Origin of the sequence: Clostridium chromiireducens (genome assembly GCF_003575225.1) — a bacterium.
Classification (GTDB): domain Bacteria; phylum Bacillota; class Clostridia; order Clostridiales; family Clostridiaceae; genus Clostridium; species Clostridium chromiireducens.
Genome location: NZ_QXDJ01000003.1, coordinates 712,279 through 737,977, shown reverse-complemented (window position 1 = coordinate 737,977; position 25,699 = coordinate 712,279). Strand labels below are relative to the sequence as shown.

Genomic DNA, 25,699 nt, shown 5'->3' with positions numbered 1-25,699 from the left:
ATTCATGTACGTTTTTATTATAAAGACTATTCTGTTTTTATTACATATAATTTAAATTAGACTTATCTATGTTTTTAATTTCTCTTATAGCTAATCCACAATAAAGTAAAGATATCATATAGAAAACAATATAGAATTCTGGCACATTTATACCTGCTATTTCAAGAAGTGCTTCAAGTAACAGCGGTAAAGTCATTGCATAAAAACTTAATGTGCAAGCCTTAGAATACTTTAATTTCACTCCCATTAGAGTACCAATTGATAAAGTAAATGGTGCTAATATAGCAAAAGCCGAAACTAAATTAGTTAAAAATGAAATTATAGGATTAAGTATAAATAGCATTATTGGAAATATAACTTGCATAATAGATAATATATTCTTAACATTTGCATTGGTAATAATCCATCCACTAAATTCTGCTAAATCTATATTCTGAACAGTTGTGTAGTTTTGTCTAGCAGTAAGTGCATTAGAATTTATATATATACCATCACAATAAGGATTTAAAGCTGAATTCGTAGTTTTTCCACTTGTATCTACAATAAGCATAAAATCGCCGTGTTTATAAAAAATTGGCTCACTATAATCCACGGATAATATGCCATTACTAAGTTCAAAATTTGGTGCGCTTTTATCAAAAGTATCTTCAATCTTTGATATTGCGGAATTGAATGCTGTTGCAATTTTTATATTAGTTATTGTTGAAAAGATTAATGTAACAATAAAAGTATAAAAAATAGCTTTTCCTAGTCCTTGTCCTATAAATTCCTTATAAGCTGAAAAATCATAAAAGCTATAAGCGAATTTATTCCTAAATCCCATTTTGGTTTTCAAAGATAAACCTCCTCAAATTTATTTAATAGTCAATTGTTACAGCTAATTATAACACATTAAACAAAAATGCAACAGAAAGTTTGCATATTAAAATGAAATATGTTATCATTACCATTGTAAATTAAATATGGACAGTTCGTTGTGACCATCCTGTCCCTAAACAAAACTAGGCATTTTAATTTTAAATTTTGAAATTTAAGGTTAATTTTGTTATGCTAGTTTTTTTGCTTAACAAAATTAACCTTTTTTATTTTTAATAAAATATTTATCAATATATATTATACCTAATAGGCTAAATTCTATTATAACTTAGAAGAAATAAAGAGAAATGTAAGGAGAAAATCATGTTTAAAATAAAAAGTGAAGCACAATTTGATATGGCACATTACTTAAGTGGCTATAAAGGGAAATGTTCCAATATTCATGGACATAGATATAGATTAATTGTTAAACTAAAGTCTGAAACTTTACACGCTGATGGTCAGCTTAGAGGGATGGTTGATGATTTCTCTAATTTTAAAAATTCTTTAAAAGAAATTGAAGAAATTTTTGATCACAAACTAATATTAGAAGATAATGAAGAAGGAAAAGCTTTGGCTAAAAAATTAGCAGATCTTCCAAACGATTTTGATATATATTTTGTGAATTATAGACCTACAGCTGAAGAAATGTCTAGAGATATTTTTAACAGATTAAAGGAAAAAGGACTATCTGTATGTGAAGTAGAATTATTTGAAACACCTAACAATAGTTGTATCTATACAGAAGATTAATTGGAGGATGAAGATGTTTAATGTAATAGAAAAGTTTTTATCTATTGACGGAGAAGGTCCTACGTCAGGAGAACTTGCAACCTTTGTGAGATTTCAAGGCTGCAATTTAAGATGTTCTTGGTGCGATACCACTTATTCATGGGATAAAGAGAATATTTATGAAAGATTAAATTCGAAAGATATTTATAATTATATAAAAGAAAATAAAGCGAAAAATGTTACTTTAACTGGTGGTGAACCACTTGTTCAAGATAATATAGATGAACTTCTTGAATTATTAAATTCAGATAACAATTTAAAGGTGCATATAGAAACTAACGGTTCAGTTGATATTGAACCTTTTAAGAAAAGATATATAGAAAATAATATAAGTTACATTGTTGATTTCAAATTGCCAAGTAGTCATATGACTGAAAAGATGAATCTAAATAATTTAGAAGTGGTTGGCCTAGATGATGTTTATAAGTTTGTTGTTGGAAGCAGGGAAGATTTACAAATGGCTTATGATATCATTAGAAGATATGATTTAACTTCAAAGTGTCTAGTTTATTTAAGTCCTGTTTCGGGAAACATAGATATGCAGGAAATTGTTGAATTTATGAAAGATAAAAATTTAAATAATGTGAAATTACAAATACAATTGCACAAAATTATTTGGGATAAAAATGCTAGGGGAGTTTAATCAGAAATTTTTGATATTGCTATTTTTAGAATAGCACTAAAGGGATATAAATATGAGGAGGCTTTGATATGCCAAAGAAGATAAATACAAATAAGATAGAGGAATGTATAAGAGAAATTATTATTGCATTAGGAGATGATCCAAATAGAGAAGGGTTACTTGATACACCAAAAAGAGTAGCTAAAATGTATGAAGAAGTCTTTCAAGGAATGACTCTTTCAAATGAAGAAATAGCAGAAATGTTTGGAACAACTTTTGAAAATGAAGAATTTATTAGTGATACTTATAATAACATGGTTGTTGTTAAGGATATACCAATTCATAGCTTTTGTGAGCATCACTTAGCTCTTATGTATAATATGAAGGTTACAGTAGTATATATACCTGGAGAAAAAATAATTGGATTAAGTAAGATCTCCAGAATAGCAGATATGGTAGGAAGGAGACTTCAGCTTCAAGAACGTATAGGAAGCGATATAGCTGAAATAGTTTCTATGGCTACTGGAAGCAACGATGTTGGTGTTCTAATAACGGGGGAACATAGTTGTATGACATCAAGAGGAATTAAAAAACCTGGAACTGCAACGACAACCACTACTTTTATAGGAAAATTCCAAGTAAATGATATGTTAAGGCAGGAAGCGTTACTAATCATGAAATAAACTACATAATAATGCTGATTATCTTTTAAGAAAGTAAGCTGAAATTTGATGATATATTTATATAATATTTTTGGAGGGGAAAATTATGAATAAAAAGGCTGTAGTTGTATTTAGTGGGGGGCAAGATTCTACCACATGTTTGTTTTGGGCACTTAAAGAATTTGATGAGGTTATAGCAGTAACTTTTAATTACAACCAAAAACATAAATTAGAAATAGAGTGTGCCGAAAACATAGCAAAAGAATTAGGAGTTGAACATCATATTCTAGATATGGCTTTACTTAACCAGTTAGCTCCTAATGCACTAACAAGAGATGATATTGAAATTAAAGCAGGTGAGAATGGCTCACTTCCTTCAACATTTGTAGAAGGACGTAACATGTTATTCTTAACTTTTGCTGGAGTACTAGCTAAAGTTAAAGGGGCAAAACATATTATAACAGGGGTATGCGAAACAGATTTTAGCGGCTATCCTGATTGTAGGGATGTATTTATAAAATCGCTTAATGTTACTTTAAACTTAGCTATGGATTATGATTTCGTAGTCCATACACCATTAATGTGGATTGACAAGGCTGAAACATGGAAGATGGCGGATAGTTTTGGAAAGTTAGATTATATAAGAGAGAAAACACTAACTTGTTACAATGGAGTAATCGGGGATGGATGTGGTGAATGTCCAGCCTGTGAATTAAGAAGAAAAGGATTAGAAAATTATTTATATAGCAAGAAAAATGATAATAAATAATATAATTACAGATGAAGGAGAAAAACAATGAGCGAAGGCGGAAGAAAATCAAGTGAATTAGAAGGCATAACACATCTTGGAAATCAGGGGACAAAATATGACTTTGGATATAATCCTGAAGTTTTAGAAGTTTTTGAAAATAAACATCCAGATAACGATTATTTTGTGAAATTTAACTGTCCTGAGTTTACAAGTCTATGTCCAATAACTGGTCAGCCAGACTTTGCAACAATATATATTAGTTACGTTCCTAATATTAAAATGGTTGAAAGTAAATCACTAAAATTATATTTATTTAGCTTTAGAAATCATGGAGATTTCCATGAGGATTGTATGAATATAATAATGAAAGATTTAATAAAACTTATGGACCCTAAGTATATAGAAGTATGGGGAAAATTCACTCCAAGAGGTGGCATTAGTATTGATCCATATTGTAATTATGGGATGAAGGGAACTAAGTTTGAAGAAATGGCAAACTATAGAATGATGAATCATGATATGTACCCAGAGAAGGTAGATAACAGATAAATTATAATTTAGTAATTGTTAATTAATTTTCAAATAACAAAGAACGTCTTTAAGCTGTTCTTTGTTAACTGTTACTATTAACTGAGTATATAAGAGGAGATGATTTTAAAAATTGAGTAAAGTTATTGTTATAGGGGCGGGACCAGCAGGTATGATGGCTGCTCTTCAGGCGGCAAAAAAGCATGAAGTAATATTACTAGATGGTAATGAGCGAATAGGAAAAAAACTATTTATAACAGGTAAAGGTAGATGTAATGTAACAAATGCAAAAGATATATCTGAATTTTTTGAATATATTCCAGGTAATCCTCATTTTTTGTATAGTTCATTATATAGTTTTACAAATGATGATACTATGAACTTTTTTGAAGGTGAAGGAATTAAGCTAAAGGTAGAGCGGGGAGATAGAGTTTTCCCAGAGTCGGACAAATCTTCTGATATTATTAGAGGTTTATCAAATGCTTTGAGTAGAACAAATGTAAAAATAAGATTAAATTCAAGAGTAACAAATATTAAATATAAAAATAGAATAATAACAGACATTGAAATAAATAACGAAGAATTTCTAAGTGGAGATTACTTTATTGTAGCAACAGGTGGTGCTTCATATCCTCTTACGGGTTCAAGAGGAGAAGGTCAAAAATTTGCTGAGAAGCTTGGTCACAATATTATCTCACTGACTCCGGCGCTTGTTCCAATAGAAATAAAAGATGGAAAAACAAAGGATCTTATGGGGTTATCACTAAAAAATGTTGAAGTTGCAATTAAAGAAAACAACAAAAAAGTAGTTTATAAAAATTTTGGAGAGATGCTGTTTACTCATTTTGGAGTTTCGGGTCCGCTTATATTAAGTGGGAGTAGATTTATTGAAAAAGGGAAAAACTATGGATTGCATATAGATTTAAAACCCGCTCTAAACATAGGTGAATTAGATAAAAGAATTCAAAAAGATTTTAGTAAAAACCTAAACAAAGATTTCAAAAATTCTTTAGATGAATTATTACCACAAAAATTAATTCCAATAATAATTGAGGCATCTGGAATATTAGAAAATAAAAAAGTTAATGAGATAACAAAAGAAGAAAGAAAAAACTTGGTAAAAGTTATAAAAGATCTATCTTATGACATTAAAGGATTAAGACCAATTGATGAGGCTATTGTGACAGCCGGCGGGGTTGACATAAAAGAAATCGATCCATCTACATTGAAATCGAGAATAATTGATAATCTTTCTTTTGCTGGAGAAGTAATGGATGTAGACGCTTTTACTGGAGGATATAACGTACAAATTGCATTTTCGACAGGATTTATAGCAGGAAGCAATATTTAACAACTTAAAAAATATTTTCTTGTTTGAATTGACAAAAAATTATATAATCTTATTGAAGGCGTAAAATTACGGTATATAGAAATGAGGAGAAAAGTTTGAAAATTTCAGTAGCAATAGATGGACCAGCAGGAGCAGGTAAAAGTACTATAGCAAAACTAGTTGGTAAGAAATATAATCTTATGTACATAAATACAGGAGCAATGTATAGGGCAGTTGGATTAAAAGCTAAAGAAAATAATTTATCACCAGAAAAAGTTGATGAAATATGCAGCATGATATCTAATATGGAGATGCATTTTGAGAATGATGATTTAATCTTAAATGGTGAAAATATTCAAGAGAGAATCACTACGCCTGAGATAAGTAGTATCGTATCTAATTATGCGAGTATTCCAGAGGTAAGAAGCAGGCTTGTTAAGCTTCAACAAGATATGTCAAATAAGTTTGATGTGGTTATGGATGGCAGAGATATTGGAACTGTTGTACTTAAAGATGCAAAGTTTAAGTTCTATGTAACAGCAAGTCCTGAAGAAAGAGCTAGTAGAAGATTCAAAGAATTACAAGAAAGAAATATAGAATGCTCATATGACCAAATATTAAAGGATATAATAGATAGAGACTATATTGATTCTAATAGAGCTACAGATCCTCTTAGAAAAGCTGATGATGCCATTGAAATTGATACTACTAACCTAAATATTGATGGAGTTGTAAATATAATTACAGAATACATAAGAAAAGGTTTATAGTAAGGAGATCATAATGAGTGAAGTAATTTTAGCTAAAAATTCAGGCTTCTGTTTTGGAGTGCAGAGAGCTGTAAAAGAAGCTCTAAGAATACAAAAAGAATATAACTCGAAAATTTACACTTTAGGACCATTAATACATAATAGTGATGTTGTGAATTTTTTAGAGGAAAATAGTATTTTTGCAATTGACCTTGAGGATATACATGAATTAAACACTGGTGATGTGGTTGTTATAAGATCACATGGTGTTTCAGAAGCGGTTTTTGATGAACTTGAGAAGAGACAATTAACAGTTATTAATGCTACTTGTCCATTTGTGACTAATATTCAAAATAAGGTTAAGAAATATTCAAAAGAAGGTTATCATATAGTAATATTAGGAGATAAAAACCATCCCGAAGTTATGGGTATTAATGGATGGTGCAATAATGAAGCTCTTATTACTAAGGATGGTAATTTTGATGTAAATATCCCACAAAAGGTATGTGTAGTAGCGCAAACAACTGAAAAAATGGCTAATTGGGAAAATACTTTAAAGAACTTAAACTCTGTAAAAGAAGTATTAGCTTTTAATACTATATGTGCAGCTACAGATGTTAGACAAAAAAGTACTAATAAAATTTCAAAAGAAACAGATGCTATGATAGTTATTGGTGGGAAGAATAGCTCAAACACTACAAAGTTATATCAAATTGCAAAAGAAAATTGCGAAAATACTATTCACATTGAAAATGCAAAAGAATTACCAATGAGTTTCATTGAAAAAAATAATATAAAAAAAATAGGAGTTACAGCTGGTGCTTCAACACCAGATTGGATTATTAGGGAGGTACTAGATATTATGAATACAGAAAATAATAATTTTGAAGATCAATTATCATTAATGAATGAACTAGATAAGAGGTTTGCTATAGGTGATGAAGTACAAGGTGAGATACTTTCGAAAACTAGAGATTCGATTTTAGTTTCACTTGTAGGTTACAAATCAGATGGAATTATACCTTTTACAGAATTATCAGCTAAGGAAGATCCAATAACATTTTCTGAAACACTTAATATTGGAGATAATATAAGTGCGAAGGTTATAAAATTACAAAATGGTGATGGATATGTAGTTTTATCAAGATTAGAATATGAAAGAGATGAAGCGTTTAAAGAACTTGAACAAAATTTCACAGAAGGTAATACTTTTGAAGTAACTGTTAAGGAAGCTAAAGAAAAAGGTTTAGTGGCAAATTATAAAGGTGTTAGAATATTTATACCTGCTTCTCAAATCGATGTTAAATTCACAGATAATAAAGAAGAATATGTGGGTAAGAATTTAGTAGTTAAATTAATAGATTTTTCATTAAAGAACCCTGTTAAAGTTGTAGCATCAAGAAGAATATTATTAGAAGATGTTAAGAATGTAGAAGATGCTAAGGCGTGGGAAAGCTTTAACATAGGTGATGTAGTTAAAGGTGAAGTTAAGAGATTCACAGACTTTGGTGCTTTTGTTGAAATTAACGGCATTGATGGATTATTACATTTATCACAAATATCATGGAATCATGTTAAAAAAGTTAGTGATGTATTAAAAGAAGGTCAAACTATAGAGGTAAAAATTATAGGTCTTGATAAAGAAGCCAAAAAATTATCCCTAAGTATGAAGGAACTTATCGCTAAGCCTTGGGATAATGCTAAAGAAAAATATCCTGAAGAATCAATTGTTCTAGGAAAAGTTGTAAGATTAAATGATTTTGGCGCATTTGTTGAATTGGAACCAGGAGTAGATGGGCTAGTTCATATTTCAAAAATATCACATAGTAGGATAGAACATCCTTCAGAAGTTTTAAAGGTTGGTCAAGAAATTAAAGCTAAGATCTTAGGTGTTGATGAAGAGAAGAAGAGAATAAGCCTAAGCATAAAAGATATTTAATCATTATAATTATAGAAGGAATAAAATATTCATTCTATCAAGCTGTCGACAAAGTCGACAGCTTTTTTTAATTTAAATTATATATGAAAAATGAACGGTGGACCGCATCGGTAGTACTTTTAGCAGTTTAATATGAAAGATATTTATAAAAAGATATTCGACAATAGATGCTCGGAATGTAAAAAGATTACTATGTTTCATGTATTTTTATAGAATAAAATTTAAAATAATTTAATAAAAACATAAAAAATATGATACAATGTTGTTGAAAACACTATTATACTTAAAAAGTTGAAGGGGATAAGATAGATGAAGAAGAAAAAATTATTATCAATTGCTATATTATGTTTTACTATAACGTTTGCATCTGTTGGGGTATTTGCCGCGGACAGCGCTTTAAGTGATGCGCAAAAGTCTATATTGAAGGGAATTATAAAAACTTATTATAATGGTGAGAAACCAATAAATGATTTAAATATTAATAAAGATACTAAGATAGGTGACATAATTAATAAAGATTCGGAATACTATAAAAAAATTGAGAGTGAATTAAATTCAACTGATCAAGGAAAAATAATTTCGAAATATATTACTGATGGAGCAAGTATTAGTGATATTTTAAGTACTTCTTTAATTTATGCTAGCTTAAATAAAGAAAACTTCAATTCTTATAAAACCATGACTACAGAGGTAACTAATGTATTACTAGATATTGCAAGTACTACTGATCCAGCAGAAAGAGCGTCTAAGGAAGAAAAAGCTGCTGAAATGATTAATCCGGAGTATGGTGCTTTGAAGTTTGGTAAAAATAGCGAAGGAAACACAACTCTATCGCTTGAAAAAGAAAATCAAATAATTCTTCAGATAAACAGCGCTTCAGCAAGTAAACTTGTTGGTATATTAAATTCATTTAACACCTATGATGAATTTTGCGCATATTTAACAGAATTAGGCATTAAGTAAAAAATATATATTCTTGAGAATCTTCAAGAGAACAGAAAGGATTAATATATCAATGAATAAAACAAAAAGATATGTTAGTTTAATTATTGAAATATTATTAATAATAAGTATTATTTTTGCAGTTTTATCTGTTTTTATTAAAGGAATTTTATTTAATAAGAATATATATCTAACTATATTTAATGAAAATGGTACATATCAATATATTAAAGAAACTATATATGAAAAGATGGATAAAGTAATAGGCGCTAAGAACGTAGATATAAGTATGAAAGAGTCTATAATAACTGACGAAGATATAAAGAAAGAGGCAGATAATGCAATTGAGGGAGTTATTCAGTATTTAAAAACAGGAGATAGAGATGAAGTAAAGCCTGTAGATACAACTATATATAAAGAAAGAGTTAAGGAGATTTTAAATACTATTTTAGATACTAGTAGTAATAAATCTTCAAATGAATTATCTTTTAATGACACCCTGGAAACCACAAATATTACATCTTCAGAAAATGAATTGAATTTAAGAAATATGGCTTTACGCAAAGATAATATTCAATACAATAATATGGTCTATACTAAAAGTAATTCAAAAAATGGACAAGATTCCATATTAATAGAGAAGCTGATGACGCCTAATGAAGCTAAATCAAAAGTCCAAAGTTTGTTAAAGGAAAAAGGATTAACAATCGAACAGGCTCGACAAAAAATGATAGAAAAGGGAATAACAGAAGCAGAAGCTATAAAAATACTTGAAGGATATGGAATATCAGTTGATGAAAATTCAATACCTCCAGGAAGTGGAACTATTGAAAATGAAAAAGATCAAACTTCTGGAGGTCTTAATGATAATGAGAATAAGAAAAATGAAGCATCGAATAATATAGAAAATAATTCCGCTGTAAATTCTAGCGAGTCAGCAAATGGAAGTAATATTGGGAAATCATTTTTAGGAGAATTACAACAAGAAATATTAAACGAGATTGCGAATAATGATGGCTCGAATCTACAAGAAAAAATCAGTAAGATAGAGGACAGAGCAATAGGTAAATTAGATATAATTATAGATAACGAAATGCAAAAGTTTAGTGTTGATAAATTAATGCAATCTAATACTTTCGAAGTGTTAGCTAAAATTACATCTCTATTTACAAAAATGTTCTGGGTATTTATGGTTTTACCTTTTATGCTAATTACCTTATTAGTTAAACTAAATAATCGAGGATTACAATCTTACCTTGTTTATACAGGAAGGTCGTTTATTATATCGGGATTAGTTATGTTAATTATTTTTCTTGGTGCCTATATTTCAAAGTTCTATGAAAACATTAATATTAGTATTGTATATTTTCAAGATATCTTTGTAGTAACAGCAAAATATTTCTTAAGTATTTTGTCAGCTTTAGGAGCAGTAACTCTTTTAATAGGTTTAGTAATGTTAATACCAGTAATTAAAAATATATTAGTAAATAAATTTAGAAATTAAAAGTGATAATTAATTCATGTATTTAATAATTTAAGAAAAAAACTTTGCACAAATAAAGTACACAATGATAATTGTAAGGAGTGTAGTAAACGAATGAAAAAAAATGGATTTAGAAAATTAGCTGCAGTAGTTGCAACTGTAATAACTATTGCGACCACGTCACAATTAGGAGTAACAGCTGCATGGAAGCAGGACTCTAAAGGATGGTGGAATACAGAGGGGAATGCATATTCTACTGGTTGGAAAAATATTAATGGAAATTGGTATAATTTTGGTTCGGATGGTTACATGAAAACAGGCTGGGCAAAAGATAATGGAACATGGTACTATTTACAGTCATCAGGAGCAATGAAAACAGGCTGGATGAAAGACAATGCAGCATGGTACTTTTTACAACCATCAGGAGCAATGAAAACAGGCTGGGCAAAAGATAATGGAACATGGTACTTTTTACAACCATCAGGAGCAATGAAAACAGGTTGGGCAAAAGATAACGGAGTATGGTACTATCTACAATCATCTGGAGAGATGAAAACAGGTTGGGCAAAAGATAACGGGATATGGTATTATCTACAATCATCAGGAGCAATGAAAACAGGCTGGATAAAAGATGGTGAATCATGGTACTATTTACAGTCATCAGGAGCAATGAAAACTGGTTGGGTTAATGATAACGGAACATGGTATTTTACAAATTCATCCGGAGTTATGCAATCTGGTGTGATTGAAGTTGATGGAAAAGTATATACATTATCATCAACAGGAGCAATGCAAACAGGAAATATTGTTATTGATGGGTTGACTTACACTTTTGAGAAAAGTGGGGCAGCTATAGGTGATAAAATTCCAACTCCAGTATTAAAATTTACAGCTTCAGGAGATTTGGTGAACAAAGAAACTTTCCAAGAGAGTATTGATACTCAATATAAAGCCGATACACAATTTACATTAAATGATTATAATACAGAAGGAAATATAAAACCTGTTCTTAACTTTACTCCAGGCACAGAAAATGTAATAATAGACGGACAAGATTGTATTGTAACTAAAGATTTATATGTATCGCTTAATGGAAAAGATGCTTATGTAGATGGTAATTTGGAAAGCGGTTATACAGTGACTGGAACTGGTACGGTTGAAGTCAATGTATCTATTTCTGTACTTAACACAGAAACAGGAAAATTATATTATGTAGCATCAACTCCAATTACATTTGAAAAATAGATAAATTAAATTTATATAACAATATTATTAATGGATATCTCAAAACATATGATGTATTTTGAGGTATCTTTTTCTTATTAGATTAAATAAGTATATTAATAGGACATAACACAAATAATTTATATATTAGCTAGGCTTATATATTTAGATAAGTTCTTGCTGCTGAAGTAATCATAAGAAAATTGAATTACAAAAACAAGATTGGGGAAAAATAGTCAAGTAGAAAACGAAGGAGGTAAATAAATGGAGGATAATATGAAGAATTGTTCGAAAGGTAAACAAAAGATTTCAAATAACTCTAATTCTTGTAATTCATGTGGTTCAAACATTAATGATAATGGAGAAAGTAATAATATGACACAAAATCAAGCCCAGAATGGATCTGGAAGTGTATTAAGCGAATTAAATAAAATGGCTGGCGGGAGTGGTAATGTTCAATTAAAACTTAGGGATCTGGTAATTAATGTATTTAAGAAACATACTTTAGAAGAAAGAGAGAATACTTTTATTTGTGGTACAATAAAAACGGCTCCAAAAGAGGGCGAAATATGTTCAAAGTGGCCGAAGCCATGGTTATTTTCAAGAGTATTTATTTTATTTGCAGCAACATTTATTGGACTTGTAGCCTTACTAAGAGTTTTTCGTAATATATTAGCATTTCCAGGAATTATATTTATAGGCGCATTAGCGATACCATTTTCGTTATTAATTTTTTTTTGGGAAGTAAATGCTCCAAGAAATATTAATATTTTTGACGTTGTTAAGATTTTTTTCTTTGGAGGGATCTCTTCTTTACTTATTACAATGATATTAAATCGCGCAGTTACTATAGGTGAAGTGGATTACTTTGGTGCAATAATGATAGGAATTATTGAGGAAGTCGCAAAATTTGTTGTGATAGCCTATTATCTAAGAGGTAGTAAGAGAAAATACATTTTGAATGGGCTTTTGTTAGGGGCAGCAGTTGGTTCAGGATTTGCAGTATTTGAAACAGCAGGATATGTTTTTGCCTATGGTTTTCAAATTCCAGTTATGATGAGAATAATTTATACTAGAGGAATTTTAGCCTTTGGGGGGCATATTGTTTGGGCGGCTATGTCAGGAGCTGCTTTAGCTATGGTAAAAAAAGATAATAGATTAGAAGTTAAACATCTATTAAATATAAAATTTCTTAAATATTTTATAATTGCAATAGGATTACATGCTATTTGGGATATGCCAATTAGTAATACTAGTGAACTTCCCTATGCCCAAGGAATACTTACCATTATAGCGTGGGTTGCTGTGTTGATATTGATAAGTGCAGGTTTAAAACAAATTTCAAGCTTAAATACATCGGCGCAATGTAGTTAAAATTTTAAGAAACAAATAAGCTTGTTTCTTAAAATTTTATTTATAAAGCGCAATAAAAACTAATAGCATTAAATATAAGATTGAAGTAATCTTGTATGATGCTAATATAAATTATTATATCAATTATAATAATTTATAAGGAAAATACTAGAAGCTCACCTGAGCTGATAACTATAGGTAAGTTTTTAGTATTTTGTTTATTTATTCCTTTATCAATACTTTTAGTATTTCTCCAATATAAATCGTATGATAATCTTTTGCAGGATAAATTTTTTCATCAAAAGATTTATTATCAAAGTTTTCAGGGATTATTTCGGCATGGTACATTTTCTTACAAACAATAACCATTTTAGCTTCATCGAAGTAGGTATTATTTCCATCAAAAATTGGAGAGAGATTTGCAGCCTCAACTTTATTTGTATTTCTTCCAGAAAGGCTTCCGCAGACATGTAGAGCCTTCTTATATTCTTCCTTGAAGAATGATAAAGTAAAGGTATCGTTTGAATCTATAAATTCTTTTGTATATCGTCCAGGTCTAACATATATTGTAGCAGCATTTTTGCCCCAAAATACACCTAGTCCGCCCCAACTAGCAGTCATAGTATTAAACTTACCCTCAGTACCAGCAGTAATTAATAGCCATTCATCACCAATCAGCGAAAATGGGTTAATGTTTAATTCTTTGATTTCAATTTCTTTAAATTCCATGTATTATCCTCCTTTTAAAACAGTTTATATTTATTTTAATATTATTACAGGTAAAGTGCAATTCTATAATGATTTACATGGTATATACTTCTTAATAAAATTATTATTCTCTAAAAATATTTTTATCATGACAATCAAATTAATTATTATGGTAAAAACTATATTAATAGAAATTTGTTAAGCGTTTATATAACTAGTAGTTATGATGTTTATAACTAATATATATTTTCTTTATGATATTAAAAAGTATAAAATATTAATTAATAAAGAGATACCAGTGCGGGTATAAAAATAAGAAAGGAAGATAAAATATGAAAATTGGAGTAATTGGGATAGGTGCTATTGGTGGATATATTAGTGCTATGCTTTGTAAGAGTAAAGAAGACGTTTATGTTATAACAAGTGGAAATACTTTAGAAGTAATAAAAAAGAATGGAATTGCTTTAATAAATGAAGCAGATGAAAAATTTATGGCATATCCGAAACTTATTACAAAGAATTCACCTGAAATTGGAATAATGGACATTGTATTTGTGTGTGTTAAGGGATATTCTTTAAAAGTTGCAGTGGAAGCAATTTCAAGAATGGTTGGAGAACATACATTAGTTGTTCCTATTATAGATGGAGTAGATATAGCAAATAAGGTATATTCATACTTAAAGAAAGGAATTGTTATTGAAACAGTAATGTACGGAAGTGTAAAGGTTGAAACAATTGGAGTGATTAAGTATAATAGTACGAAGACTAAAATTGTTATCTCTTCAAATAAGAGAAGACCTATCTTCAAAGGAAATCTAGAAATAATTCGAGGTGTTTTAAATAAATCATATATTTCATGTGAATTGAAAGAGGATACTGAAGTAGATGCATGGAAAAAGTATGTTTTCAATTGTGCCTTTAATGTGACAGATTCATATTACGATGTTAAAGTAAAAGGAATACTAGAAGATAGAATGAAGTTTGAGACTTTTTGCAATGTGGCAAAAGAATGTGAAGAAGTTGGAAGAACAAAGGGGATTAATCTTCCTGAAAATATTTTTGAAACGACTATTAATATTCTTAAAAAGGTTTCCAAGAAAAGTATAAGTTCAATGCATAGAGATGTAGTACTCGGAAAAAAATTTGAGCTTGAATTATTTTGTGGGGAACTTTGCCGCATGGGAAGAGATTTAGGGGTACCTACTCCTTATACTCAAAAAGCTTATGATAAACTTAAAATTTTACAACCTATGTAAATGTATATTAAAACTAAATATATGGAGGTGAACTTTTAGTGTGGGTTTGCCAGGTGTATTAGTAATGCACTCTCTCACTAAAAAAGATATGAATTTTAAAAATAAAGTTTGCATAATTACAGGAGGAGCACTCGGAATTGGGAGATGCTTAACAAGAGAGTTTGCATCTAGTGGTGCAAAGGTAATTTTTATTGATAATAATAAAGAAGCAGGAAAAGAGAATTTAGAATATATTAAAGCAAAAGGTGGAGATGCAACTTTTTATTTAGGAGATATCTCAGAAGAGACCACTTTATATAATTTTTCTGATAATGTGATAAAAAAATTCGGTAAAATAGATTATATTATCAATAATGCCTGTATAAGCAGAAAAGGGATTTTATCAAAATGTTCATATGAAGATTTTAACTATGTGCTTAAAGTTGGAGTCACTGCACCATATATGTTAGCACAGCTATTTATGAATAACTTTAATGATGAGGGATCTATTGTAAATATTTGTTCTACTAGAGCATATATGTCACAAGCTGATACCGAAAGTTATACTGCTGCTAAAGGCGGTATTTTAGCACTAACTCATGGGCTTTCAGTTAGCCTCTCAGGTAAAGTGAGGGTAAATTCAATAAGCCCTGGATGGATTGATACCGGTGCTTATTATGATGATAATTATGTTCCTAATTATAGCGAAAGTGATACTCTTCAGCATCCTTCCGGCAGGGTAGGGGATCCAAAAGATATTGCAAGGGTAGCAATGTTTTTGTGCCATGAAGATAATAGTTTTATTAATGGAGAAAATATTACTATTGATGGCGGAATGACTAAGCATATGATTTATAATGCTGATAATGGTTGGACGTATGATAGTAGTTGGAGAAATAATTAGAGAAGTGTAATAAAATAAAGAGAATCTTATGTATATTCTTTGTAAAACTTTGATATACGTAAGATTTCTTTTATTATCTTAAATTATCTTAGTGAATTATTTTGAAATCTTGAATTAAGTTACTTTATTTAAATATATATTTTAATAAATCACATATTATCAATTTCTCTGTATCGATTAATTGTAAGGTTATATATGATTTGATCAAAGAAATAATATTTTAATAGTGTTACATATTTCTCATTGGGTGCTGGAATAAACTTGCAATATAAAACATAGTATAAAGTAGAGTAACTATAACTAAAGGAGGAATAAGAGATGAATTTTTTACTTAGTAAACTAAATGCTACTTTTAGGGATAAAAAGGCATATTTTTTCATTGTACTAATAATGTTTTGTTTGGGAATATCCTTTGGGCTTTATACTGTTAAATACATGGGAGCATCGGATAGAAAGGATCTTATAAGCTATTTTTCAAGTTTTACTAATTCTATAGGCAGTCAACCCATCAATTATGGAACTTTGTTATTTGAAGTTATTAAGAAAAATATATTAATAATTATACCTATATTTGTATTAGGTTTAACTTTTTTTGGAGCTCCTGTTATATTGATTTTGGATTTGTTAAAAGGTTTTACTTTGGGGTATACTTTTTCTTTTATGGTAACTACTTTTGAAGGAAAAGGAGTTGGACTAGCCTTAGTATCTATTATCCCTCAAAATTTGATATATATTCCGTGTTTTATAGCCCTAAGTGTTATTAGTTTATCTATGTCTACAGAAAAACTTAAAGGGAAATTTTTCAAGCAAATAAAAAGTAAAGATCCTTTTTTGGATGGTGTGTTAAATAAGTTAATTGGAATTTTGGTGTTGTTTGCTATAGGAATAGTAATTGAAACTTATGTATCACCATCTCTAATAAAATTTGTGGCCCAAAAATTCTATTTATAATGAAAATAATATATACAAATGAAAATGTGAATTAAAAAAGGATAATTGACAATTTTGTCGAATACTAATCATAATCAATGGTATAGGAGATAGTAATGATAAATAGTATAAATAATTATAAGAATTATTTGTTAGAGAGTGGTAAAAGTGAAAATACTATATATGCATATGTAACTGATGTGAGTCTTTATCTTAAATTCTTAAATAAAAAAAAGATAGACTTATATAATAGTGATAAATTAACAATTATGTCATATATACAAAACCTCATTAACCTAGGAAAATCAGAAAGATCTATAAATAGAATAGTAATAAGCCTACGGAATTTCTATTCTTATTTAAAAAGTGAAACCTTAATTAAAGAAGTTCCTAAAATAGAATATAAGAGTTCAAAAAATAATAGAAAATTGCCACAAATTTTGACCATTGACGAAGTAGATAAAATAATTAGAGTAGTTGAAAAAGACTGTTCAAAAGGAATTCGTGATAATGCATTATTAGAACTTATGTATGCTACTGGAATGAAAGTTTCTGAGCTTATTTCATTAAATGTTGAAGATGTTAACCTTGATTTGAATTTTGTAAGGTGTACAGATAATAAGCATTATGAAAGGCTTATTCCAATAGGAAGGAGTGCCTGCAAAGCACTAACAGAATATTTAAGCATAAGATATAAGATTGCACAGTGCGGAGTATCTAATCTTTTTGTAAACTTAAATGGAAATAAACTTACAAGGCAAGGGATTTGGAGAATCGTTAAAGAGTATTCTAGAAAAGCTGGAATAGACAAAGATGTTAATTTAAACACTTTTAGGCATTCATTTGCAGTTCATTTACTTCAAAATGGTGCTAATGTTAGAGCAGTCCAAAAGTTACTCGGAAATCAAGTACTAACATATATGGATACTTATTATGAAATTATAAACAACGATAAAATCAATTATATATATATGCACACTCATCCAAGAGCATAGGTGACTTAAATTTGTTTGATTCTCTTTATGTATAGGATACAAAATGAATAGGTTTTTATGAAGTATAAAAAATTTCAAATATCGAAAATGTAACTTAATAAAAAAGATAGAGAGTCATATTCTCTATCTTTTTTATTTTATAATAAGTAGAACACTTAGAAATAGAATAAACTATCTTTTGGGAAAGTTAAAAATACTGTATCATAATTAGCAAAAACCATATTCTTTTTCTCTACCTTATATTCAATAAGATTTGCATTTAAATTAGTCTTATGTTTCATATACAGAGTAAATTCAAATGGATTCTCTACAATATTATCAATTTGATATGCAAAAGTATTTATGTTATTATCATTTTCAGATATTTCTATATCGTGAGCCCTAATACAAATGTACTGAATATTATCAGGGACCTCATTATTTACAATATATTCATGTCCCCAGTTTTCAGCATGGATAGTATACTTACCCGTCTTTTTAGCCTTAGAGATGTTTTTGCAGCCAGTCAAGGTTGCTTCCGCAAGAGTTTTAGGTCGTTTGAATAGAGCTTTCTTTTCTCTATTTTCTAGAGATACTCCATTCTCATATACAATAATATTATCGCAAACTCTATAGGCCTCAGCTATATCATGAGTAACAAAAATAACATTACCGTTATAATCTTTTAATATTGACATAAGCTCTTTTTCTAGATTATTTCTTAGATGTTGATCTAAAGCAGAGAAAGGTTCGTCTAAAAGTAAAATATCTGGGGAAGTAATTAAAGCTCTAGCCAAGGCAACTCTTTGCTGCTGACCGCCAGAAAGCTGCCAAGGATAATGTTTTTCAAGTCCTACGAGTCCTAGTCTCTCGATGTATTGTTTACTTAATGTTTTTTTTACTTGTTCACTTAAATTAGAAACGCCAATCTCAATATTATCAATAATATTCATGTTAGGAAATAAAGCATAATTCTGAAATAAATATCCAGCTTTTCTTTTTTGAGGACTTAAGTTGATTTTTTTTTCAGAATCAAAGAAAGTTTTATCGTTGATTATTATCTTTCCTTTTGAGGGTGTGACTAAACCTGAGATACATTTTAAGCTCATACTTTTTCCAGAGCCAGATGCACCCAAAAACCCTAGTACACCATCGTGGTGTTCAAAATTAACCTTGAGATTAAATGAAGAAAGATGATTTTCTATATCTATGTACATTGACATTATTTACTCCTCCTCCCCATTAACTTAAGCTGAATTTCTGACCAATAATTTAATATTATTATTAAGAATAAAGATAAAGCAACAATTATAATAACCCAAAGCATTGCTTTTTGCATATCACCGCCTTCAGCTGCAAAGAAAATAGCTAAAGGCATGGTTTGGGTTTTTCCAGGAATATTTCCTGCTATCATAAGTGTGGCACCGAATTCGCCAATAGCTCTTGCAAATGATAGAACAAGTCCACCTATAATACCTGGCATAGCAAGAGGAATGGCAATTTTATAGAATATTTTAAATTCACTTAGTCCAAGAGTCCTTGCAGCAGATAGAATATTAATATCAATTTGTTCAAAAGCAGATCTTGTAGTTCTATACATCATTGGAAAAGAAACAACAACAGCAGCAAGAACTGTGGCAAACCAACTGAAAATTAAGGAAGTATTAAAAAGTGCTAATAGCTTACCTATAGGGCCGTATTTTCCGCATATAAGTAATAGAAAGAAACCTACTACAGTAGGCGGAAGAATTAAAGGTAAGGTAAGTAATCCATCAATTATTCCTTTAGATTTTCCTTTGAAATTTGATACCCAGTATGAGAATATAATTCCGAAAAAGAATGTGATAATCGTTGCAAATAAAGCTGTTTTTATAGAAATCCATAAAGGTGAAAAATCAATATCCATATTAAGTCCTCCTTAAAAGTAAGTTTAGGTAATAATAATTTCGTATAGAAATTATTATTACCTAAAATAAATAAGTATTAAGCTATTCCATAACCATACTTTTCAAATATTTTTTTACAAGTATCAGTGAATAGGAAATCTTCAAAAGCTTTAGCAGCATCAGGATTTTTACTAGCTTTAATTACTCCAATTGGATAAGTTATAGGTGAATGCTTGTCATCAGATACAGTTTCGATAATTTTAGCATCTTTGCTACTTAAAGCATCACTTTTATAAACAAGTCCAACTTCAGCATTTCCAGAAGTTGACCAAGCAAGTACTTCCTTTACATCTTTTGCAAAAACAAGTTTTGAAGATATAGCATCTTTAACTCCAAGTTTAGTGAAAACTTCATCTGCATATTTTCCAGCTGGAACACTCTGAGGTTCTCCGACTGCGATTTTTTTTACTTTATCACTAGTTAAATCTGAAAGACCAGTAATTGTAGTTTCTTTAGGACCAACTAAAACTAAGTCATTTTTAACTAAATCTTTTTTAGTATTATCAAGAAGTAAAGATTTATCTGCAAGTGCTTTCATTTGGCTTTGTCCGGCTGATATAAATATATCGCAAGGAGCGCCTTGCTCGATTTGCTGTTGCAAAGACCCAGATGCACCAAAATTAACTGTTAGTGTCACATTTGGTTTAACTTTCTTAAATTCATCTTGAATATCTGTCATTGCTTCTTTCAAACTTGCAGCAGCAGAAATATTTAATTCAACTGCAGGTTCAGAATTAGTTTCCTTAGTAGTCTCTTTTGGTTGGGAAGACGATTGAGTTGTAGCGCTACAACCAATAATTAATGTAGTTAACATTAAAGTTACTAAAGCATAAAATCCAAATTTTTTTTTCATAAATAAAACCTCACCTTTATAATATTTATTTATAGTTATGTTTAGTTATGTTATGTTGTTTTTCGCTTATGGTTTTTATTATACTAGCATTAATTTGAAAAAAATGCAATATATCAATAAATAATTAAACAATTTGTCAAGAATATTGACAAAAATTATTAAATGTGATTATATAATAATATAGTAATGTAGTGTTATGTTATGTTTGATTGAGAATCTCAAAGAGGAGAATACAGAAATGTATGACCTTTTTGAGATTTTTTTGTTTATGGCGAAATCAATTATGGGGAGGAATGAGAAGTTGAGATTTATCACGTTTTCAGGACCACCGTCCTCAGGTAAAACTTCAGTAATTTTAAAAGTTATTGATTATTTGAAAGGCATGAATAATAGAATTGGTGTAGTAAAATTTGATTGTCTTGCAACATATGATGATGTGCTTTATAAAAGAGCTGGTGTTGAAGTTATGGTTGGATTATCTGGAAATCTATGCCCGGACCATTTTTATATTAGTAATATTGATGAATGTGTCAAATATGGAGTAGAGAAAAATTTAGACTTTTTAATAAGTGAGAGTGCTGGTTTATGTAATAGATGCTCTCCTCATATAAAAGATGTTTTAGCGGTATGTGTAATTGATAATCTTTCTGGTACAAATACTCCAAAAAAAATAGGGCCAATGCTTAAATTTGCTGATATAGTAGTTATAACCAAAGGAGATATAGTTTCACAGGCAGAGAGGGAAGTCTTTAATTTCATGGTAAAGGAGGCAAATCCAAAAGCCAAGACACTTTATGTTAATGGACTTACAGGACAAGGTGCATATGAATTAAGTTTGAATATAATGGAAGCGAAATCAATTGAAACACTTGAAGGTAAGAAACTTAGATTTACTATGCCATCTGCGTTGTGTTCGTATTGTCTAGGAGAGACGATAATTGGTGAGGATTACCAAACAGGTAATTTAAAAAGAATCAATTTTAATGAAGTGACAGGTAATCCAAAAGTTTTATCAAATAATACTGTTGGTATGAATAATATTTCAATTGAAACTAAAAATACAATTATTGAATCATTAATAATTATGGGTGGTCATGATAAAGATGGAAATATAGAGAAAATTAATCTTACAATAAGTCCTGGTGAAGTAATTTGTATAGTTGGACCAACAGGATCAGGAAAGAGTAGGTTACTAGAAGATATAGAATGTATAGCTAATGGTGATACACCTACAGGTAGAATTATAAAAATAAATGGAAAGAATTTAAATGATAATAAATTAGTTGCCCAGCTTTCTCAAAATATGAATTTTGTAATGGATGTGTCCGTTGAAGAATTCATAAAAATCCATGCTAAAAGTAGAGAGATTATTGAATTAGGAGAAACTATAGAAAAAATAATAAAATGTGCTAATGAACTTGCAGGAGAAAAATTTACAGCGAATGTTCCAATTACAGCGCTAAGCGGTGGACAATCTAGAGCGCTAATGATAGCGGATACAGCTTTTTTAAGTATATCACCAATAGTTCTCATTGATGAAATTGAAAATGCTGGAGTAGATAGAAGCAAGGCGTTAGAATTGCTGGTCAAGGAAGGAAAAATCGTCTTTGTATCTACTCATGATCCTATATTAGCATTACTTGGAGATAAGAGAGTAGTTATAAAAAATGGTGCTATATATAGAGTTATTATAACTAATGATATGGAAAGAAATAACCTTAGTATCATGAAAAAAATAGACAATAAAATGTTAGAGATTAGAGAGGCTTTAAGAGGTGGTAAAACTATAGATTGGGATATGGAAAAATATTTTGAGTAGTGGAATAAAATGAAAAGTATTTTTCATTTTATTCCATAAAAGAAAAAGATGTCAATTTTATGAATAAAATGGTTGTAACTTGAAATACGTTAAGTTATAATGAGGTTGTAAATATTAACTAAATTTAACTTTAGGAGGAATTATTATGAAATTAAGTGCTAGAAATCAATTAGTTGGAAAAGTTGTCGAAATTAAAGAAGGTGCTGTAAATGCAACAGTAAAAATAGAAATAGCTAAGGACCTTGTTATTGTTTCAACTATTTCATTAGATGCTGTAAAAGAATTAGGATTAACAGTAGGGTCAGAAGCTACTGCAGTAATTAAAGCAACATCAGTTATGGTAATGGCATAGTTATAACTACGAAAAATTTTTAAATGATTATTAATAATTTAAAGGAGGAACAAATATGAAATTAAGTGCTAGAAATCAATTAGCTGGAAAGATTGTTGAAATTAAAGAGGGTGCAGTAAATGCAACAGTAAAGATAGAAATATCTAAAGATCTTGTTATTGCTTCTACTATTTCATTAGATGCTGTAAAAGAATTAGGATTAACAGTAGGGTCAGAAGCTACTGCAGTAATTAAAGCAACATCAGTTATGGTAATGGCTTAATATACTATTACATATACTGCAAATAATTTAATATATTATAGAGAGTATCTTAAATATAATTTGAGATATTCTCTTTTTTTAGAATACTGATGGCAACTTTATATCGAGATTAATAGTACTATTAATTTATTTGTAACTCGAATTAAATATGATTGTTACGTTTTGTTATGTTTTGATATGTTTGTTTATATATTAACACTTATTTAATCTGATAACAATATTAATATCAAAATAAAGAGTAATTTTTTATTTATTATTAACTATATATTATCGAGAAAAGAATTCTAAGTTAAGTTTTGTTATGTTATGAAAAACAGGTAATATATTAATTTATTTGAGATTTATTTAAATTTAGTATAAATTTATTATAAAAAGAGGAGTGTTGGATATGAAAAATATTATAGACAAGTCTGAATATGATGTTCTTGGATTATTACCTTGTCCTATAAAAGTTCCGGTTGAAATTGGGTTTGATAATATGATTAATAATCTAGGAAATGGTTGCGATTTTAAATATCTTATAGAAGGGAATGCTAATTATGATGTTATGTGGATGGATGAATCTTCAGATATACCTCTTAAAGAAGAATTACCGAAAATTATAATAAGTTCTGGTGTTAATAGTTTTTATAGAAAAGATTTTAGAACTAAAGCCATAAATGATAAATATTTTAAAGAAATTAAGAATTCTAAAGATAATTTAATGTTAAATGATAAAGAAGGAAATTACTATATAATGGCATTAAATTATCTGGTTATGGTAGTAGATTTAACAAAATTAGATAATAGAAAAATACCTAAGTCTTGGGGAGAGCTCTTAGATAGTTCGTTTCAAAAAGAAGTTGCCATTAGAGGAAAAAGAGGTAAGTATTGTGAAACGACTCTTCTTGCAATATATAAGGATTATGGGATAGATGGAATTATGAAGCTAAAGGAACTTGTTGGTTATGGTGGTCACCCAGCAGAAGTAATAAAAAATGTAGGAAAAGGAATTAAGAATTCACCAACAATCAGCATCATACCATATTTCTATGCAAAGCTTCTTAAAAATAACAAAAATGTCGAAATTGTTTGGCCAGAAGAAGGAGCTATAGTAAGTCCGGTTACGTTATTGATTCAAGGCAACATATCTAACAATCTTGAGAATGTAGTTAATTACTTCATTAGTGATGAGGTGAGAAGAATATGTATGAATGCATCCCTACCACATCCACATGATTATATTAAATTTTTAAATGAAAATAATTATAAGTTAAACTGGATTGGATGGGATTTTATTAATAGTAATGATATAAACAAATTGCTATTGGAATTAAATTCCAGATTATAAAAATAAGAATTCATTTTAAAGAAACTTATATTTTAAGGTCGCTGAATTTAAAATAAATCGCTTAATTGCTAGAAATTCTCACTTCTAGATGTTAAAATTATATATTATATAGAAGGAGGGAAATTCTATGGATAATGAGAAATCCCTAACAGCAATAGAAGTTGCTGAATTATTAAAGATAACTAAAAATACTGTTTATGAATTGGTTAAAAGAGGAGAATTGCCAGGATATAAAGTTGGGAAAAAGCTTAGAATAGATAAAGATGATGTTGATAGTTATATAAATAGTCAAAAGATAACTAAGAACAATAGGAGTAGCATAAAAGTAGTAAGTAATGAATCATTAAAAGAAGAACACTTAAATAATATAAAGAAATTAGAAAATCCTAACGACATCATAATATCAGGGCAAGACGTAATTTTAGATGTTCTAGCAGAAAATATAAGAGAAAAATTTAGCGATATACGAGTACTTAGATCTAATGTTGGAAGTTATGCAAGCCTTTATGATTTATATAATGATAAAATTTCTATTTCAACAGCACATTTATGGGATGGAGATACAAATGAATATAACACAGCGTTTGTTAGAAAAATGCTACCTGGTATATCTTGTTTGATTATAAATCTAGCTTATAGAAATGTAGGGTTTTACGTATCAAAAGGAAATCCACATAAAATAAACACGTGGATGGATCTGTCAAAACAGAATATATCTATGATCAATAGAGAAAAAGGTTCTGGAATAAGAATATTATTAGATGAAAAATTAAGAGTAAATAATATAGACAGAGAACATATAAAAGGGTATGCTACTGAAAAACAGTCTCATTCTGCTGTAGCTAGAAGCATTGCTAGAGGTGAAGGGGATGTAGGAATAGGAAACGAAAAGGTCGCTAGTCAAGTAGATGGCATTGATTTTGTGCAGCTTCAAGAAGAAAGATATGACTTGGTTATTAGAGAATCAGATTTAAAATATCCTATATATAAATTAATAATCCAAACAATACAAAGTGAAGAATTTAAAAAAGAAATTGAGAGTTTAGGAGGGTATGACTTAAAAGATATTGGCAAAATACTTGCGAAAACATAAATAATGTTATAGTATAAATTTAATATAACAAATATTAGTGCAAAGACGCAGTAAGTTTACTGG

The 25,699-nt window shown here is 29.1% G+C and carries 26 protein-coding genes; 21 read left to right on the top strand and 5 right to left on the bottom strand.

Annotation, left to right across the window (positions count from 1 at the left end; genetic code table 11):
* Window positions 1-40: 40 nt before the first annotated feature.
* Window positions 41-835, bottom strand: a complete 795-nt coding sequence (locus D2A34_RS14915) for a DUF1189 domain-containing protein (protein ID WP_079442026.1) — start codon at window positions 833-835, stop codon at window positions 41-43.
* Between the two features lie 344 nt (window positions 836-1,179).
* On the opposite strand from D2A34_RS14915, the gene D2A34_RS14910 reads away from it, so the two are divergent.
* From D2A34_RS14910 to D2A34_RS14855, 12 genes are all read left to right on the top strand, one after another.
* Window positions 1,180-1,608, top strand: a complete 429-nt coding sequence (locus tag D2A34_RS14910; protein ID WP_079442025.1) for a 6-pyruvoyl trahydropterin synthase family protein — start codon at window positions 1,180-1,182, stop codon at window positions 1,606-1,608.
* A gap of 13 nt (window positions 1,609-1,621) precedes the next feature.
* Window positions 1,622-2,290 (top strand): putative 7-carboxy-7-deazaguanine synthase QueE, encoded by a 669-nt coding sequence (gene queE, locus D2A34_RS14905; protein WP_079442024.1) that lies wholly within the window; start codon window positions 1,622-1,624, stop codon window positions 2,288-2,290.
* A gap of 68 nt (window positions 2,291-2,358) precedes the next feature.
* Window positions 2,359-2,952, top strand: a complete 594-nt coding sequence (gene folE, locus D2A34_RS14900) for a GTP cyclohydrolase I FolE (protein WP_079442023.1) — start codon at window positions 2,359-2,361, stop codon at window positions 2,950-2,952.
* A gap of 85 nt (window positions 2,953-3,037) precedes the next feature.
* Entirely contained in the window at window positions 3,038-3,700 is a 663-nt protein-coding gene (gene queC / locus D2A34_RS14895; RefSeq protein WP_079442022.1) for a 7-cyano-7-deazaguanine synthase QueC, read from the top strand.
* Window positions 3,701-3,727: 27 nt separating this feature from the next.
* The gene (gene queF, locus D2A34_RS14890) at window positions 3,728-4,231 is read left to right on the top strand and encodes a preQ(1) synthase (protein WP_079442021.1); all 504 of its coding nucleotides are present in this window, start codon (window positions 3,728-3,730) and stop codon (window positions 4,229-4,231) included.
* Window positions 4,232-4,343: 112 nt separating this feature from the next.
* The gene (locus D2A34_RS14885) at window positions 4,344-5,561 is read left to right on the top strand and encodes a BaiN/RdsA family NAD(P)/FAD-dependent oxidoreductase (RefSeq protein WP_079442020.1); all 1,218 of its coding nucleotides are present in this window, start codon (window positions 4,344-4,346) and stop codon (window positions 5,559-5,561) included.
* A gap of 95 nt (window positions 5,562-5,656) precedes the next feature.
* Window positions 5,657-6,310: a (d)CMP kinase gene (gene cmk / locus D2A34_RS14880; protein ID WP_079442019.1), complete on the top strand. Its 654-nt coding sequence runs from the start codon at window positions 5,657-5,659 to the stop codon at window positions 6,308-6,310.
* 13 nt (window positions 6,311-6,323) lie between these two features.
* On the top strand, window positions 6,324-8,228 hold the full coding sequence (locus tag D2A34_RS14875) for a bifunctional 4-hydroxy-3-methylbut-2-enyl diphosphate reductase/30S ribosomal protein S1 (RefSeq protein ID WP_119367171.1): 1,905 nt from the start codon (window positions 6,324-6,326) through the stop codon (window positions 8,226-8,228).
* A gap of 309 nt (window positions 8,229-8,537) precedes the next feature.
* Window positions 8,538-9,191, top strand: a complete 654-nt coding sequence (locus tag D2A34_RS14870; protein WP_079442017.1) for a hypothetical protein — start codon at window positions 8,538-8,540, stop codon at window positions 9,189-9,191.
* Between the two features lie 52 nt (window positions 9,192-9,243).
* Window positions 9,244-10,674, top strand: coding sequence for a hypothetical protein (locus tag D2A34_RS14865; RefSeq protein ID WP_119367170.1), 1,431 nt, complete (start codon window positions 9,244-9,246; stop codon window positions 10,672-10,674).
* 93 nt (window positions 10,675-10,767) lie between these two features.
* Complete coding sequence (locus D2A34_RS14860; RefSeq protein WP_079442015.1) at window positions 10,768-11,898, top strand: N-acetylmuramoyl-L-alanine amidase family protein; 1,131 nt, start codon at window positions 10,768-10,770, stop codon at window positions 11,896-11,898.
* A 243-nt stretch (window positions 11,899-12,141) separates the two neighbouring features.
* Window positions 12,142-13,251: a PrsW family intramembrane metalloprotease gene (locus tag D2A34_RS14855; RefSeq protein ID WP_079442014.1), complete on the top strand. Its 1,110-nt coding sequence runs from the start codon at window positions 12,142-12,144 to the stop codon at window positions 13,249-13,251.
* Between the two features lie 201 nt (window positions 13,252-13,452).
* Here the strand turns inward: D2A34_RS14855 and D2A34_RS14850 are convergent, their stop codons facing one another.
* Window positions 13,453-13,959: a flavin reductase gene (locus D2A34_RS14850; protein ID WP_079442013.1), complete on the bottom strand. Its 507-nt coding sequence runs from the start codon at window positions 13,957-13,959 to the stop codon at window positions 13,453-13,455.
* A gap of 311 nt (window positions 13,960-14,270) precedes the next feature.
* Here D2A34_RS14850 and D2A34_RS14845 point away from each other — a divergent pair, with 311 nt between their 5' ends.
* From D2A34_RS14845 to D2A34_RS14830, 4 genes are all read left to right on the top strand, one after another.
* Window positions 14,271-15,194: a ketopantoate reductase family protein gene (locus D2A34_RS14845; protein WP_079442468.1), complete on the top strand. Its 924-nt coding sequence runs from the start codon at window positions 14,271-14,273 to the stop codon at window positions 15,192-15,194.
* Between the two features lie 88 nt (window positions 15,195-15,282).
* Entirely contained in the window at window positions 15,283-16,077 is a 795-nt protein-coding gene (locus D2A34_RS14840) for an SDR family oxidoreductase (RefSeq protein ID WP_119367285.1), read from the top strand.
* Window positions 16,078-16,395: 318 nt separating this feature from the next.
* The gene (gene spoIIM / locus D2A34_RS14835) at window positions 16,396-17,028 is read left to right on the top strand and encodes a stage II sporulation protein M (RefSeq protein WP_079442467.1); all 633 of its coding nucleotides are present in this window, start codon (window positions 16,396-16,398) and stop codon (window positions 17,026-17,028) included.
* A 95-nt stretch (window positions 17,029-17,123) separates the two neighbouring features.
* The gene (locus tag D2A34_RS14830; RefSeq protein ID WP_119367169.1) at window positions 17,124-18,002 is read left to right on the top strand and encodes a tyrosine-type recombinase/integrase; all 879 of its coding nucleotides are present in this window, start codon (window positions 17,124-17,126) and stop codon (window positions 18,000-18,002) included.
* A 155-nt stretch (window positions 18,003-18,157) separates the two neighbouring features.
* Here D2A34_RS14830 and D2A34_RS14825 read toward each other — a convergent pair whose 3' ends face one another.
* The 3 genes from D2A34_RS14825 to modA form a co-directional block, all read right to left on the bottom strand.
* Window positions 18,158-19,204, bottom strand: a complete 1,047-nt coding sequence (locus D2A34_RS14825) for a sulfate/molybdate ABC transporter ATP-binding protein (protein ID WP_079442444.1) — start codon at window positions 19,202-19,204, stop codon at window positions 18,158-18,160.
* Window positions 19,204-19,887 carry a molybdate ABC transporter permease subunit gene (modB, locus tag D2A34_RS14820; protein WP_079442443.1) on the bottom strand — a complete coding sequence of 228 codons (684 nt, stop codon included), beginning with the start codon at window positions 19,885-19,887 and terminating at the stop codon, window positions 19,204-19,206. The genes D2A34_RS14825 and modB overlap by 1 nt, the downstream gene beginning before the upstream one ends.
* A 77-nt stretch (window positions 19,888-19,964) precedes the next feature.
* Window positions 19,965-20,780 carry a molybdate ABC transporter substrate-binding protein gene (gene modA / locus D2A34_RS14815; protein WP_119367168.1) on the bottom strand — a complete coding sequence of 272 codons (816 nt, stop codon included), beginning with the start codon at window positions 20,778-20,780 and terminating at the stop codon, window positions 19,965-19,967.
* Between the two features lie 301 nt (window positions 20,781-21,081).
* Here modA and D2A34_RS14810 point away from each other — a divergent pair, with 301 nt between their 5' ends.
* From D2A34_RS14810 to D2A34_RS14790, 5 genes are all read left to right on the top strand, one after another.
* Window positions 21,082-22,599, top strand: coding sequence for an ATP-binding cassette domain-containing protein (locus D2A34_RS14810; RefSeq protein WP_119367284.1), 1,518 nt, complete (start codon window positions 21,082-21,084; stop codon window positions 22,597-22,599).
* A gap of 145 nt (window positions 22,600-22,744) precedes the next feature.
* The gene (locus D2A34_RS14805; RefSeq protein WP_119367167.1) at window positions 22,745-22,951 is read left to right on the top strand and encodes a TOBE domain-containing protein; all 207 of its coding nucleotides are present in this window, start codon (window positions 22,745-22,747) and stop codon (window positions 22,949-22,951) included.
* Between the two features lie 55 nt (window positions 22,952-23,006).
* A complete protein-coding gene (locus tag D2A34_RS14800) occupies window positions 23,007-23,213 on the top strand; it encodes a TOBE domain-containing protein (protein WP_119367166.1) in 207 nt (68 codons plus the stop codon).
* Window positions 23,214-23,601: 388 nt separating this feature from the next.
* Window positions 23,602-24,543: an ABC transporter substrate-binding protein gene (locus D2A34_RS14795; RefSeq protein ID WP_243128348.1), complete on the top strand. Its 942-nt coding sequence runs from the start codon at window positions 23,602-23,604 to the stop codon at window positions 24,541-24,543.
* Between the two features lie 127 nt (window positions 24,544-24,670).
* Window positions 24,671-25,636: a helix-turn-helix transcriptional regulator gene (locus D2A34_RS14790; RefSeq protein WP_119367164.1), complete on the top strand. Its 966-nt coding sequence runs from the start codon at window positions 24,671-24,673 to the stop codon at window positions 25,634-25,636.
* Window positions 25,637-25,699 lie beyond the last annotated feature (63 nt).